Here is a 15,294-nt window from a genome sequence, read left to right as displayed (position 1 = left end):
ATACCTGCAGTTTAATGTGTCCGCTTCTTTCCAGCATCGATCTTGGCAGGGTCCAGGCCTTCCCAGATGTTCGTAATATCCGCCTGCTCCGGGTGCTCAAACACCAGAAAAGCCGTAGGCAAATAACGTTCTCCGTATTGCGAAGAAGGTTTGTTGACGATCTCGTTGTCCTTAACAAGTACGGTGGATGAACCTCCGTCCAGATTGGCAGCGATCACCGCTCCGTGCTTCAGCATGATTTGCTGCACATCATATAGATTGGCGCCGATGCTGTATCCGGGCTGTCGTCCGTCGATCACCACAAATAGAAGAGCACCGTCATCACGTTGACCCATCGCCGTTCTTGGAGCAATCCCCCAGCCTTCGGCCGCATTCTTAATGAGGCCCTTGCCATTGACGATCAATCTCGGTTGAAAGGACACTGCCTCCTGTACACCAAGATCACTGAGCTCATTCAGCGAATAATTGCCGGCGATCATTTTACCTTGCTTATCGAGGCCGACGATTTGTGTTGATTTTTTTCCGCCCAAGCCATTGTAAAACAATTTCCCTTGCGAAATCACGAGACCTATCGGTTTAAATCCGTTGCCCTTCCAGTTCGGGTCGGCGAAGCCGCCACCGTTCACACCGGCAATCGCGCCGGTTCGTGACACCATGCTGGACACTTTCTCGCCCGATCCAATTTTGCCGGGAACACCCAGCCGTACCTTGGTCGGATCATTAACGGTCATGACATAACCGGAATAACCCGTGCCGGACACTTCCTCAATCTCGACCAGAGGTTTCTCCACCTCCACCGGCGGCTGTACAATGGTATGGGTGTCCTTCTCATCTCCCATATGCACAAAGCGTTCATTGTACTCCTTAACCCGGTCTTTCAGTTCATCTTCACCAATGATATATTTCGCCATATAGCGGTGCTGTGTGGTAATCAGCGTATCTGCGATCAAGTAGCGAAGATTATGCGCGGAAGGCGCAAAATACAGCCAGCTCCCCCCGGCGATTAGTAATAGGATCAAGATTAAAAAAAGTCTGGAGAGTGTGCGTAAAAAGCTTTTTTTCTTGCGCTTGCGGACCGGTTTTTTCTTCTTCTTGCTTACAGCATTGCGCTGAGGTAATGATGATGAGCTCACTTCGTAAAGCCTCCCTAATACTTCTATTAATGGTAATAAGAATGAAAACATGTACTTTCATCATAGACGATAATGAAAGATTAAAAGTTTCATTTTTTTCAATTCTGCTGCTGAAGGTTAGGAGACAGTGTACTATAATGAGGTTAACTGTCGTTTGGAGGGGGATTGCCAATGAATTTTAAAGATTTTGAGATTAGAAAGTTTCGGCTTTCGGATATCGAACAAATTGTTACCTTGTTCTATGAGACGGTTCATTCCGTAAATAAAAAAGATTATTCTGAGCAGCAGCTTGACGCCTGGGCAGATAACAATGACCGGGAAACCCGGCAGAATGCCTGGAAAGAATCGTTAAGCAGCCACATTTCTTATATAGTCCAGTTGAATGACAGCATCATCGGTTTTGCGGATATGTCACCTGAGGGATATCTGGACAAACTATTTACGCATAAAGACTTTCAGGGGCAAGGCATTGCCTCGGGATTGTTAAAAGTACTTGAAGCCGAGGCCAGAAGCTTGGGACTGGTCCAAGTAACTGCCGATGCAAGCATCACGGCAAAGTCTTTTTTTGAACATCACGGCTATAGGTCCGTTCAGATGCAGGCGGTGGAGCGAAAAGGTGTTATCCTGCATAATTTCAAGATGATCAAAGAGTTAGACTAACAAAGTAATATTAAACTTTACATAAAAAATAATGCCCGTTGACCTTGTAGGGTCACTCGGGCATTGGATATCGCCTTTTCCGCCATCATTTCATCCGTGTCTTTCCTTGCGGCTGCCATAACCGTATAGTGCGATTTTTCTGTTCCGCCATACTATCGCAAGGCTAAACAACAGGATAAACACAAGAAACAGACCGCTGACTATTCCTTTGGATATAGAAACAGGCTGGTTTTCCACTACCGTTGCTTTGTCAGCCGGTAATGCAGCCGTACTGGAAACGGCAATAGTTTCTGAACTTGCCACTGTGGAACTCTGGGGAATATCTGCTCTGGCCAACAAGAATTTGTGCAAAGCATTGACTGTTGCTACCGCACCACCTGCGTAATTTTTTCGAGCAAATTCCGGTTCAAGCACCGTATCCAGAATTTCCTGCATCGCCTCATTGGTCAGCATTCCGTCGATGTCCTTGCCTTGCAGTATATGGTAATTGTCCCCGCCGATGTCCAGCACCAGCATTACATCCTTGGAACCCGCCCCAATGGAGGCGAATTTCGAATACGTATATTCCTGCAGGTTTTTGTCTGCGGAATTTTTAACCGTAACCACATAAATGCCGCTTCCGGTCGTTGTCTTGAAACGGTTGCTGGATTGGTTGAGATAAAGCTTGCTGACCTTTTTGAGAACTCCGGCATTATCGGACACGTAGATTTTAGAACCAACCTGCTCCTTCCAGACTCCGCCCAGCTTTTGGATCAGTGACCCGTAAGTTTTACGTGCCCCGAAGCTGTACTCCTTCCTGGCAAAGTCCGGCGCAAGCGACTGGGAAAGAATTTGTGATAAAACAGCGTCATTAAGCTCGTCCTCCAGGCCTCTGCCCTTAACCGCCCAGTACTCGTTATCTTTGATCGAAAAGAGCAGCAGCACACCCTTATTGTTGTCAGCTGAGCCTACTTCCCAGGCGTTGAACAGCGAGTTTGCATACTCCTCTATCGCAGCTCCATTTGTAGAGTCCACTGTCACCAGCACAACTTGTGAACCGCTCTGCTGATGCAAACGAATACCATAGTTGACGATGTAATTTTCGGTTTTCTCATCAATCACATTGGCGAAATCATTTACGTAAAAAGAATCCGTGTGCTCAGGCACGGCAGTTTGGGCCAAGCTAAAAGCGGGCAGCAGCATACTCAGCAGCAGTACAATTAAAGCTATAATAAACGTCTTTTGATTCATCCGAATTTCCATGTTCTTCATCTCTCCTTCCATACGAAAATAGTATATTCAAAACATAGCCTGATAGAACAAAAAGAGACTCAGCGTGATGCCGGGTCTCTTACTTTATTTCTATAGTTGCCGTCAGATAGCTCGATTGACTTATGATATGGTCAGAACAACGAGGCAGGGATCAGCTTTCGGCCACCCTTAATGAGCGTGGATTCCAGCATTTCTCCTTTCTCTCCCCCAAAATACAGCTGCCAGTACACGCCGAAACGGATGCTGACATCATTCTTCACCAGCTCGGGCGGCGTAACGATCAGCCACTGGAATTTGAGTGCTTTGGATATTTCAAATACCGGATCAAGTACGTTGTTCGAAACCATCTCACCAAATGGATTATCGTACAGGAAAACCGTCCAGCCCTTGTTCTCGCGGTTGACCCGCTTATGGGTCATGATCATCATAGCAACCAGCAGCTGCACAGACTGGCGTTGCCCGCCGCTGCCGACAGCCTCATCCAGTGCTCCGCGGTTAATCACTTCCCAGTCGGAGTAATGGTACTCTTCGGGAGCCGCATACAGGAAATAGTTCTCGGTCACCGGCTTGTAGACCTGAAGCACCGGAAAACGGTTCTGCATCGCGGCGTATACGATCTTTCCGTCATTGATCATCTCTTTGACAGCGGCTGCTGGCACCTGCTCGATCTTGGCATATTTCTCCAACAGCCCGCTAATGCAGCGGTTGAAATAATCACTGACCAGCGGCTCGATATCATCGCTCGTCTTCGGCACCGTAATGTTCTTGTAATTCAGGCGGACCAATGGAAAAGCATGTCCATTCTCATTAAGAATGATCATCCGGCGTTCCATACGCTTCAGGATATCAACAATCTGCACGACACGTTTGGCGGCGCGGCCAACCCACAGCTTGCGGGACAGCTCCATCCCTTCCTTGTCGCTACGGATGCTCTCAATCTGATCACGCGAGCTTTGGAGCATGGAATCAAGCACCTGCCGGGCTATCGAGAAGTCATCCCAATGTACGGTGTTCAGCCGCTCCTGGATTTTGGTCTCCAGCTCGGCATTCCAGCCGCTTTTCGCCAATTTGCTGCTTAAAGACGTCTTCTCTTCCTTCACCTTACGGGAGATTTCCGACCGCTCGCTGCGGCTTTCCTTGCTGCGCAGCAGCCAGTCAGCTACCAGCGGCTCACAATTTTCTTTTACCCGCTGCTGCAGCTCTTCAGGAACATCCCGCAGTTGGACCCGTCCCTCAATATGGGTATCCATGATTTTGCTTTGGCTTACCAATGTTTGAATCCATTGATCCATAACGCTCAAAGCTTGTTTGCAGCTATTCAGCAGCTGTTCGTTCTCCCGGAAACGCCTGCTGATCTCTTCTTCCTTCTGATCCAGCGGATCATGCCATATTTCTACAGCACGTTCATGTTTTTCCTTAATCGCTTTTTCGGATTTCCGGAGATCCTTCTGCAGATTCTCAAGAATGGTCTGGGCGCGGATAAACGAATCGTGGACAAGCTGGTAGTCCTCATCCAAATATACCGTCTCGTTCTTCTGTCTCGCTCTGGCCGTCAAAATCACCTCGGCTGTATCCGTTGGAAGAGGGGCATTCCGCCAATCTTGATCCACCTGGACCACCGCAGCTTCGATCTCCGCCAGTTGTTCACCGGCCCGTTTGATATTCCCCGCTCTCGTACGGATCTCCAGTTCATTCTGGGTTAAGGACTGCTGGAGGCTTTCCACCGTGCTGAGCAGCTGCATTAGCGTATCTTGAGCAGCAGGATCAAGTACGGGCTCTTCTTCCAGAGCAGGAGCAGCCGGATATTCGCAGGGGAAAGCAATTTCGGGAAACCAGTTCTGCAGCCTTGGAAAAAGCGAATAGCGGGTATCTCCAATCCACTTCTCCCGCTGCTGCGCGGTACTGCCCAGCTCGGCTTTTACCTGAACCAGCCCCTGATCCTTGCTGGCAATTTCTTTGCTCAATTCTTTTTTGCGTTCTACCGCTTTTTGCTTATCCTTATAATCCTGTTCCTGCTTCTTTGTCCGTTCATCCCACAGGCGCAGCGCTTGTGCTCTTTCTTCATGCTCGGTCCGATCGGCTTCAGATTGTACCAGCTCTCTCTGAATAACCGCAAGGCTGTCTTCATTCCTGCTGATCTCCGTGTTCAAATCCCCGAGCTTTAGATTCAGCTCATTCTGCAGTAATTCAAGTGTATTCAGTTTGGCTTTCAGAGCCAAGGTATGTTCACTCTGGAACAAGCGCTCGAATTCCTGCCGCGCCGATTTCAGCTTGGACAGATAGGCTTCCGCATCCTTAAGCTCTTCCTCCTGTTGCTTAAGACTGGAGGATATTCCGCGTTTCCATGCCTGGAAACGATCCGGCTGCAGAACCATCTGCGGACCTTGATTGGCTAGCTGCAGGAAAGGACCGGATGCGGCTTCCGCCATCTCTTCCCGGATGAAAACCGGCACCGCTGACTTGAGCAGGACTTCTTTCAGCGTATCCGGCTGGAGCTTGTCAGCTTCGCGCTGCGTCACAATAATTCCGTAAGGAAGAAGCGGATGCCGTTCCATTTCCTCTTCACGGCTCAGGTAAGGCAGGTCATTCAGGTAGGAGCTGCCGGTCATGGAACTGATTTTGAGTGAATCCAGTGTGTCCTTCACTCTCAGGATATCCGCATTCGGTAGCCAGAAGGACTCCTGCTGCAGCTCTACATCGATCAGCTGGTTGTAATAATCCCTTCTCAGCCGTTTCGTCTGCTGCTCCGCTTCATCCATCCTGCGGATAAACCGCTCCTGAATGGCCGGTTTCGCTTCAAATAGCGCCGTAACTCCCAGTTGGTGATGCTCTTCATACATTTCCAGCAGCACGACCAGCTGTGACCAGAGCTGAGACTCCCTGTTCATCTGTGACTCCAGCAGATTCTGAAGCTCATCGCTTTGGCTCTGTCCGGCATTCAGCTTCACCTTCAGCTCGGTCTGCGATTGGTGCAGACTAAGCTTACGCTCTTCAGCAGTTTTGCGCTGCTCGTTAAAGCCGCTGATATTGTCTGCGATGCTCTTAGCTGCTATTAACGTGCGCTGCAGTGCCGCTCCTGGCGCCCCGGCTGCTTCATGCCCATGGCGTGAGGCAAAAACACCCAATTCCTCGGTGTATTGGCGGATGGCCCCTGTAAGTTCATTGATCCGGTTATCCAGACCGCCCAGTTCCAGCAGCAAACTTTCTCTTTCTTTGCGTAAGCCATTTTCTTCAGCAGTCAGGGAATGCTGGCGGGTTACGAACGACGAGAGCTGTCCCTGCCAGAGCTGAAAGACTTTGTCCCACTGCAGCCGCAGCTCTTCCTTCGCTCCCTGAATAACCTCTTGGCGTTCCTTCATTTCCAGCGAGCCTTCAATAGCTTCAATTTCCTTCTGCCATTGCTCGATCTGGCGGAGCTGCGCGCTGCGTTTGGCCAGATAATAAGCTACTTCAAGCTTTTTCTCTTTCAGCTTCGACTCATCCAGCCGCAACTTGGCCCGTGTCTGGTTGTCTGAAATCCTGGTGAATTCATCCTGCTTAAGATCCTGTTCCTCTTTGCTGCGCAAATATTTCAGATTATCGCCCTCAAAACGCAGCTGGCGCGCCTCCTGGTGATGCTGAACCAACGCATCGGCAGTTTTGCTGCGTTCCGCCTCTGCGTTCTTAAGCTCCTCGTGAATGACCGTGGACATCTGCCGACCCAGCAGTTCAGTCTCTCTGAAGCTCCGCTCGGCTTCCGTTCCCTGTTCGACCAGCTCATACAGCGGTGCAGCCAGCGTAGTGAATTCGGCAAAAGCCTTTTCCCTCTGCTCCAGCATCGGAAGTCTCTGGGCAATGGTTGCGGTATCGATAAACATCCGCTGAAGCGAACCATCCTCTTCTTTGACACCCTCGTTCAGACTGGAGCCAATCTCCGGAATAATCAGCTTCTCGAACAGATTGTGGTTGGTAAAGGCCTCATTTTTTTGAAAATAGCCCTTGATCCCGCCCTCTTCACCATTGATCCGTTTCATGTTACGCCATTCACCGATATGAATATCCCGTTCAGCAAGAAAGCTGTAATACTTCTTCAGATCAGAGCTGTGGCTGCCGAAGGCAACAATTTCATTCCGCCGTTCCCGTACAAATTGTTGAATCGTCTCAAAACTTACAGGACCGCCTTCCGCATGATCATACAGCGGCAGCGTTGAAAGGGTCAGCTCAGCCTGCTCTTCATAATCCATCAGCGCGTAGAGCAGATAGTCAACCTTAATCTCCAGCTGATCTATCGAGCTGTGGGCAGTCATAGCAATACCGGTCGTCATGTATTCATTACGCTCACTGTTATCCAGCCACCACTCAATCGCTACGTGGAAGGTATAGGGCTTGAGCTGTTTTTTATGATTATGGAAAAAAGCCTCGACCTGATTCTCGTTGTCTTTCCCCCAAGCCGCCTTAGGCAGGAGCAGCTGGAAGATGGACTGCAGCAGCACTCCTTTCCCGCCGCCGTTCATCAGGGTAATCAGGGTATTGGCCGGGCCTTCCTCATTGCAAAGATCAAGAATCATATCATCATACTTCTTAAGCATCTTCTCGTATTTCAGTCCGGCGATACGGATTCGTTCAATGCGCGGCATAGCCTTCCCCCTCCTTCTCCGTCAAGGTCCGGCCGATCAGAGCTTTCAATTCCTTGTAACGGTCTACATCGTGGTACAGATACCGCATTCTTTCATATAACTCTTCCCGGGGGAAAATCCGCTTCTCGTTCTCGGAAATAAACACCAGATGTTCCTCCTCCAGCAGCTTCATCCCTTCATGAATCAGTCCAATCCGTGAACCGGAGCCTCTCGACAGGGAATCGCCTTCCTCCTGGCTTTTGGTCTGCATATAAAGGCTTGCCCATACTTTATGCATTGCCTGAATATCCAGACGCCACTGCTTGCTGAAGCTGCCTTCCTCATCCAGCTCGATCCATGCTTGTAGAAGCGAGGATACCTGATCGGAGATTTGGATATAGGACATGCTGTCCTGACCGGGCTTAAAGTGCTGCTCATCCTGATCCATTTCCGCCAGAAAAACCAGGATAATGACGTTGATAATATGTAAATGGGTTTTACGTTCAATCCGTGAGTATTTATTCCGCAGCTGTGTGAAGTTGGACGCGAACCCCGATCCCAGCGGATTGACCAGCAGGTGAAGGCGGTGCCCGGAATTCATAATCCGGCAGCCTCCCTCTTTAGCCATATACTGCAAGGCGTCATAGGCCCCCGTATCCTGCAGACATTCCGCTGCGGCTGGATCATCCAGGGATATGACTTTCCGCCGAAGCAGATCAAAAAACAGCCGTGAAGCCTGCTGCAATTGTTCCAATGAATAGCTCATGCTGTATTCTCTCACCTCTCTACTATAGTAATGGTATAAGGGCTCATTTCCAGACCGGGCCAACTCACGCTTGTCCCCTGATCCGGTTCAAGTATGGTTGTCCGCAGCACTTTACCCCGCAGCATCTCCAGCTCAGGACAATCCGTAAGCAGCCGCTGAATCAGCTTCTGGCACTCGTCACTTCCGCCCGGGTTGTCTTCGTTATACTCCTGTACGATGACCTCGGTATGAAAGAATTGTACCCAAAGGTCAATGGCATCCGGGAGCCGCGCCCAACGGGACTGTTCCTCCGGAGAGAAAGCATCCGCTTTAAACGTAAAACGTCCTTTGCCGGCAAGCTCGGTAAAAATCGGTTTCCACAGCTCCGCAACCTCAGTCCAAGGTATAGACTTAGGCGTATAAGTTGCAAGTTGCTCCTCCCCTTCTTCATCGGGCTCATCCAAATATTCTTCCGGCAGAAAACCGACATCCTGTTCTTCCCAAGCCCAGGCGAGGGGGTAGATAAAGTCCTGGCTCGGTGTGAACAGTCCGCTAATCAAGGTTTCCAGACTGTCCCCGCTCGGCAGGCCTTCAGCTTTCACCCATTCCTCCCATACATTCGTGCGGAAATTAAAACCGGCAGCTCCCCAGAACAGCTCTGGAAAGTTCAATCTTAAATTGGTTTCGGCTTCAAAAATGCTAAGCACAACCTCCGCGAGCTCGTCATGCACTTTTCTTGACAGCTCCACCCGTTCGGATAACAGACGCAGCTCGTTAAAGTCGATAACATCCTTCTCGTCATTCGCCAACCGGGCCAGGGAACGGTGGATATTATCAAAATGCTTGCGTTCTTCATCAAACTGCTGGTGAATTTCCTCCAGCCGCTGATGCCGCATAACCCCATATTCGCTGAACATATGCTTCGGGTTGCGCCGCAGCGCATTGCGGTATTCCTGCTGTTGCTGGGTCATCTTCCGAACCCGCGAGATCAGCTCACCCACATCCTGCATTGCCCGGGTGACGCGTCCATGCTTAATATGCATTTGGATCTCCAGCAGTTTAATGCTAATCTGGAACTCTTCTATAATCTCATGGCTCATGAAGATAAGCTCCATCGCATATTCGGAAAGGCGGTAAACTGTCTTGCCGCTCTCTTCCCAACTGGTACGGGTCGCATCCTCGTCTACCGTAAAGTATTTGTACTTTTGCAGAGTCATCTGCCGGGTCTGATCATCATAATAATAGGCTTCAAAATCCCCGCCGCCCCCGCTCCACAACAGCCCGTCTACCAGCCGTTCCACAGATTCGATGGTGCCAAACCTGGCAATATTAAACCGCTCCAATGAACTCCAGGCCAGCTCAATAATATCCTCTTTGGCTCTTCTTTCATTGGATTCCAGCTCGAGATAATAGACCTGCAGCAACACACTCAGCGCAATCATTTCCTTATAAGGCTGCAGCTCTCCAAGATTCATGCCCGCCCCCAGCGTCCACAGTGGATTAAGGCGTTTGTTCCGTTCACCAAAATCAGACCAGTTCATCCTTGCGCCAACCTCGCCATCACTTCGTAGTTTAGGAGCATTTTTGCATAGCCCTCACAAAATAACATAAACCCATATCTGCCCCATGAAGGGAGAAATATGGGCTGGGTACCACTGATAACTTACGTTTATTGGGGAATATATGTTTCTATTATACCAATGAATTGAGGATAGTTCTACGAATATTTAACATTCAGCAGGTATTGCAGATTCTCTTTGACCGCAGGCCACTCCTCGTCAATAATGCTATAGAGTACATTATCAAGAACGGTGCCCTCCGACGTAATTCTGTGCTTGCGCAGAACGCCTTCTTTTACAGCGCCAATACGTTCAATGGCTTTCTGTGATCTCAGATTGTATCCGACTATCGTAAAATTGACCCGGATCAGCCCCAGTTCTTCGAAGCAGTAATGCAGCAAAAGCGACTTGGATTCGGTATTGACTGGCGTTCTCCAATACTCCGGTGAAATCCACGTACAGCCAATCTCCGCATTGCGGTGAATCCGGTCCAAATGCATAATCCGCGAGGTGCCGACGACTTTACCAGAAGCTTGTTCAATCATGACATAAGGAAGGTCGGCCCCATTCTCCTTATTGCGCAGCGCAGTTTCTATTAGTTGTTCCACTTGTTGGATTGTTGTTATTTTCCGCCAGGTGTATTCCCAGATTTGCGGATTGTGCAGGAGCTTGAGCAGCTCCGCCCTATGATCAGCTTCCATAGGAATAAGCTTGATAAACTTGCCGTTTAGTTGTTTGATGTTGTTTGTAATCACAAAGGACGCCTCCAGTATTGTCTATTCATCAAGCCCGAGATTATTATAAAATACCCGAAACATCCTTGTCTGCCTATTTACGTAAAATGACTGCCCCGTCTATGAAAACGGAGCAGTCACTGGAGTTACATTATAATGTAGAAACACCTATTGCCGGGCGGCAATCTCGCTAACGATACGCTGAATGATCTCCTGAACACTTACAGTGCCGAGATCGCCTACTGCGCGTTGTCTTACGGAGACAGTAGCGGAATTCTGCTCATTTTCTCCAAGGACGAGCATGTATGGCACCTTTTCCAGCTGAGCTTCGCGGATCTTCAGGCCCAGCTTCTCCTTGCGGTGATCAAGCTCGACCCGGATTCCTGCCGCTTCCAGCGCTTGCTTCACCTCATAAGCGTAATCGGCAAAATGCTCGGACACAGGCAGCAATTTGGCCTGCACAGGGGCCAGCCATACCGGAAATGCCCCGCTGTAATGCTCAATGAGAATACCCATGAACCGGTCAATGGAGCCATAAACCGCACGGTGAATAACGACAGGCCGGTGCTTCTGGCCATCTTCTCCGATATAAGACAAGTCGAACTTCTCCGGCATCTGGAAATCCAGCTGAATTGTTCCGCATTGCCAGCTTCTCTTGAGCGCGTCCAGAATATGAAAGTCGATCTTCGGCCCGTAAAAAGCTCCGTCTCCCGTATTCACCCGATAAGGGATACCGCGTTTCTCCAGTACCTTTTGCAGCGCCGACTCCGCCTGATCCCACAGTGACTCCGCACCCATATAATCTGCCGGCCGTGTAGACAGCTCTACCTTATACTCAAAGCCGAATACTTTATAAATATGGTCGATCAAGGCGAGTACCCGGCCGATCTCTTCCTCAATTTGCTCTGGCAGAACGAACAAGTGGGCATCATCCTGACAAAAGGTACGGACTCTCATCATTCCGTTCAGCGCGCCGGAGAATTCATGGCGGTGAACCTGGCCGTATTCCGCAATGCGGATTGGCAGCTCCCGGTAGGAATGCAGGCTGTTTTTATAAATCATCATATGCCCCGGGCAATTCATCGGCTTAAGTGCGAACTTGTTCTCATCGACATCTGTGAAGTACATTTCATCTTTGTAATGATCATAATGTCCGGATTGCTCCCACAGCCGATTGTTCATCATCAGCGGTGTACGGACTTCACTGTACTCCCTTTCCCGCTGAAGCCCCCGGGAGAATTCCTCCAATGCTGTACGGACCATCATTCCCTTTGGCAGATAGAATGGCATTCCCGGCGCTTCCTCAGAGAACATAAACAGCTCCAGTTCCTTGCCCAGCTTGCGGTGATCGCGTTTCTTCGCTTCCTCCAGCATATACAGATGCTCTTCCAGCTGCGCTTTCTTCGGGAAAGAAGTCCCGTAAATCCGCTGCAGCATCTTATTACTGGAATCTCCCCGCCAATATGCACCTGCTACACTCAGCAGCTTGAAGGCTTTGATCGCACCTGTTGAGGCCAGATGCGGCCCCCGGCACAGATCCGAAAATTCACCTTGATCATAAATGCTGATTACTGCCTCCTCCGGCAGATCCCGGATCAGTTCCAGCTTCAGCGGCTCTTCAAACGCCTCAAAAGTCTTCAGCGCCTCGCTGCGGCTGACCTCCCGGCGGACTATGGGCAGGTTCTCTTTGATAATGTTGCCCATTTCCGCCTCTATCGCAGCCAGATCTTCTGTAGACAAAGGCTTCTCGATATCCACATCGTAATAGAATCCGTCTTCGATGACCGGGCCGATACCCAGCTTGACATTCTTATCACCGTATATACGTTTAATGGCTTGAGCCAACAGATGCGCTGTGCTATGTCTGTGGATCATCAGGCCATCTTCACTGTCCAGCACTACGATTTCAACGAGGCTGTCCTGTGTAATCGGTTGATGAAAGTCAACAAGTCTGCCGTCAAGTTTACCGGCTACTGCATTTTTCTTCAGTGTAGGACTTATGGATTCTGCGACTTGTGCAATCGTGGTGTTACGCGAATACCTCCTAATTGTTCCATCCGGCAGTGTTGCTTTGATCTCCATGATTCAGCCTCCATTTCTTCAAGTTTTTTTGTATGTTTGAACGCAAAAAAACGCATCTCATCCCAGAAAGGGACGAGTGCGTTTAGCTCGTGGTTCCACCCTAATTTGATCTGCGCAATAGCAACCCCCTGCTGTTCGGCGGAAGTAAAGCTGCAAGATCCTTATTGGTATCCGATATCGGGGATAAGACGGTGACATTTACAGCCTTCCTAACAGCAGGAGGGGTTCAGTGCCACGGCTGCAAAGGGGTAAATTCCGGCCGGTTCTGTAAGAAGCTCTCACCTTGCACTTCTCTCTCTGGTCAGTCCGTGAAGGAACTCATGTCTTTGGTCATTGCCTTGGTTATGGTGTTTATGGTGTTTATGGTGTTTATGGTGTTGCTGGTTACATATTACGCAATCAAACACGGAAAAGTCAATACACTGTTTAAAAATAGTTTTTTTGTCCTTGTAAGATAAGCAAACGGGTAAAAGGCACTTTGAGCGACAGATTAACGTCTGCTGCTCATTGTATTGAGCTTGAGATGTGAGATAATCTCACCAACCTCTTTTACATGATGTGCGATATAATCGGCCCCTGCATTCACAAGCTCCTCCTCCGACCCATAGCCAAAGGTTACCCCAAGCGAGGCCACGCCGCAGCCTTTTGCCCCAATAATATCATGCTCCCGGTCTCCAATCATCAGTGCCTGCTCCGCGGCAATCTCGTTCTGCTCCAGCACATACCGGATTACCTCCTGCTTCTTGGAACGTGTGCCGTCCAAATTGCTGCCAACAGTGTGCATAAAGTAGCCCTCCAAGCCGTAATGCCGGAGGATTTCCTCAGCAAATACTGTCGGTTTGGAGGTGGCTACATAAAGCTTGTATCCTTGCAGCCGGAGCTCTTCCAGCAATTGCGGAATACCGGAAATCACACTGTTTTCAAACATCCCCAATGTACGGTAACGCTCCCGGTAAAATTCAACAGCCTTCAAGGCATTATCCGCGGTAAAACCCTGGATCTGGATAAAAGATTCATATAACGGCGGCCCTATGTAAGGAATAAGCAAATCGAGATGCTCTACCTCTATTTCGAACTTGCTCAGCGCGTACTCCACGCTTTTGGTAATCCCCTCTTTGGGGTCGGTTAAGGTACCGTCCAAATCAAATAAAATACTCTTCAGTTCTCCCATGACGTACGCCTTACTCCCTCCAATTTCAATTGCCGCAGTCTCTTTCCCCTCATCAGCTGCAGCTTTTTCAATCATACCTGCGTTTCTCCATACTTTCCACATACTTATCTTTTAACATTACAGGTGAAGTGATTTTATTTCCTGGAGGACTTAACATGAATATGACGCATTACATGTCCCTGCTTGCGGACAACCAGCCTTGGAACTTAATTCTTTTCATGGCGATTCCGGTCATTTTTGCAGAGACGATCACCGTTACAGAATTTATCATCCTGTTTACGAAGAAGCTGGATGGACCGCTCCGAGCGTTTAACCGGATCTGCAGCATTCTTGCCGGACTTTACTTTACCGGCGTTTTTCTCTATTTGTTTCCTACCGCGTTTGTCCCGCTCACCGTAAATGGCGAGTGGCATACATGGGTGGACGTAGTAGCGGTAGGCTTCTATCTGAGCGGCGTGTTCTTCCTGCTGCCGCTGGCCTTGCTTGACCTCGGCCTGATTGGACGCAAATATCCGGAAGAGCGCAAGCTGAAGCTGCATTTCATGCTGATCAGCGGCTTCCTGGTGGTGGCGCATATCGCCATGATCTTTGGCATGATTAACCCGGAAATTATGGGCGGCATGGCCGGGATGAATCATTAATCCATCTTCGAAGGGGCCTCTCCGATTTTGGAATGGCCCCTATTTAAGATCACACAGTATAAGTAAATGCTGCTCAAGCATTTGCTCTAGGCGCTCATCGGACAACCTCCCGGGCTGCATCAGCTGATGCATGGCCAACCCGTCAATCAGCGCATACAATTTCTCCGCTTCCAGATCAATATCGAGCTCCGGCTTCGCCGCCTTCTGTTCCACTAATGTTGTAATAACAAACATCGAAACCTTATACACCTCTTCCTGCATCCGGTTGTTCAGTTTCGATAACTCCGGGTAGATCAACACCTTGGCATTAAAAGAAAACCAAACCTCGCTTTCCATAATTCTCTCTTCATCCAGCGGAATCAGTTGCAGCAGCAGACGTTTCATATCCTGCAGCAGGTTGCCCTCCGGCTGGAATCCCTCCACCCGCTGTTCAATTCTCGCAAGAAAAAGATTCATGCAAAATGCGAACAATTCTGCCTGCGTAGAGAAATAATGACGCATCGATCCTACCGATAAACCGGATTCCTTTGCGATATTGCGGACAGTGGCTTGTTCAAGACCCGAGTTATGTATAATTCTCAGAGCGGCGTCGGCAAGCCGTTTTCTTTGTTTCTCATGATCAACTTTTTTTGGCATATCTCTATTATACCTGCTTATCTTTTTATAATACAATGTGCTATAATGTTTTATATAATACGTTTGTATTAAATAAAACATCGAAAG

General features: G+C 49.2%; 11 protein-coding genes. 2 read left to right on the top strand and 9 right to left on the bottom strand.

Going from position 1 to position 15,294, the window contains the following annotated elements; genetic code table 11:
* Positions 1-11 precede the first annotated feature (11 nt).
* A complete protein-coding gene (locus tag NSS79_RS16205) occupies positions 12-1,133 on the bottom strand; it encodes a phosphodiester glycosidase family protein (RefSeq protein WP_038591527.1) in 1,122 nt (373 codons plus the stop codon).
* A 171-nt stretch (positions 1,134-1,304) separates the two neighbouring features.
* On the opposite strand from NSS79_RS16205, the gene NSS79_RS16200 reads away from it, so the two are divergent.
* Entirely contained in the window at positions 1,305-1,793 is a 489-nt protein-coding gene (locus NSS79_RS16200; RefSeq protein ID WP_342440139.1) for a GNAT family N-acetyltransferase, read from the top strand.
* Between the two features lie 90 nt (positions 1,794-1,883).
* Here the strand turns inward: NSS79_RS16200 and NSS79_RS16195 are convergent, their stop codons facing one another.
* From NSS79_RS16195 to NSS79_RS16165, 7 genes are all read right to left on the bottom strand, one after another.
* Positions 1,884-3,035, bottom strand: a complete 1,152-nt coding sequence (locus tag NSS79_RS16195) for a TPM domain-containing protein (RefSeq protein ID WP_342440138.1) — start codon at positions 3,033-3,035, stop codon at positions 1,884-1,886.
* Between the two features lie 140 nt (positions 3,036-3,175).
* The gene (locus NSS79_RS16190) at positions 3,176-7,660 is read right to left on the bottom strand and encodes a hypothetical protein (protein WP_342440137.1); all 4,485 of its coding nucleotides are present in this window, start codon (positions 7,658-7,660) and stop codon (positions 3,176-3,178) included.
* Positions 7,647-8,405, bottom strand: coding sequence for a DUF6063 family protein (locus NSS79_RS16185; RefSeq protein WP_342440136.1), 759 nt, complete (start codon positions 8,403-8,405; stop codon positions 7,647-7,649). Before NSS79_RS16185 ends, NSS79_RS16190 begins: the two co-directional genes overlap by 14 nt.
* An 11-nt stretch (positions 8,406-8,416) precedes the next feature.
* The gene (locus NSS79_RS16180) at positions 8,417-9,925 is read right to left on the bottom strand and encodes a hypothetical protein (protein ID WP_342440135.1); all 1,509 of its coding nucleotides are present in this window, start codon (positions 9,923-9,925) and stop codon (positions 8,417-8,419) included.
* Positions 9,926-10,101: 176 nt separating this feature from the next.
* Complete coding sequence (locus NSS79_RS16175) at positions 10,102-10,698, bottom strand: GNAT family protein (protein WP_231578440.1); 597 nt, start codon at positions 10,696-10,698, stop codon at positions 10,102-10,104.
* Between the two features lie 147 nt (positions 10,699-10,845).
* Entirely contained in the window at positions 10,846-12,759 is a 1,914-nt protein-coding gene (gene thrS / locus NSS79_RS16170) for a threonine--tRNA ligase (RefSeq protein ID WP_342440134.1), read from the bottom strand.
* A gap of 490 nt (positions 12,760-13,249) precedes the next feature.
* Entirely contained in the window at positions 13,250-14,005 is a 756-nt protein-coding gene (locus NSS79_RS16165) for an HAD family hydrolase (RefSeq protein ID WP_342440133.1), read from the bottom strand.
* A gap of 80 nt (positions 14,006-14,085) precedes the next feature.
* Between NSS79_RS16165 and NSS79_RS16160 the strand changes: the two genes are divergently transcribed.
* A complete protein-coding gene (locus NSS79_RS16160; protein ID WP_342440132.1) occupies positions 14,086-14,571 on the top strand; it encodes a DUF6803 family protein in 486 nt (161 codons plus the stop codon).
* A 39-nt stretch (positions 14,572-14,610) separates the two neighbouring features.
* On the opposite strand, the gene NSS79_RS16155 is transcribed toward NSS79_RS16160, so the two are convergent.
* On the bottom strand, positions 14,611-15,207 hold the full coding sequence (locus NSS79_RS16155; protein WP_342440131.1) for a TetR/AcrR family transcriptional regulator: 597 nt from the start codon (positions 15,205-15,207) through the stop codon (positions 14,611-14,613).
* Positions 15,208-15,294: the final 87 nt, after the last annotated feature.

It is taken from the genome of Paenibacillus sp. FSL L8-0436 (genome assembly GCF_038593025.1).
Classification (GTDB): Bacteria; Bacillota; Bacilli; order Paenibacillales; family Paenibacillaceae; genus Paenibacillus_AQ.
The sequence above is the reverse complement of the archived record's forward strand: the minus strand, read 5'-3'. Positions and strand labels throughout refer to the sequence as shown.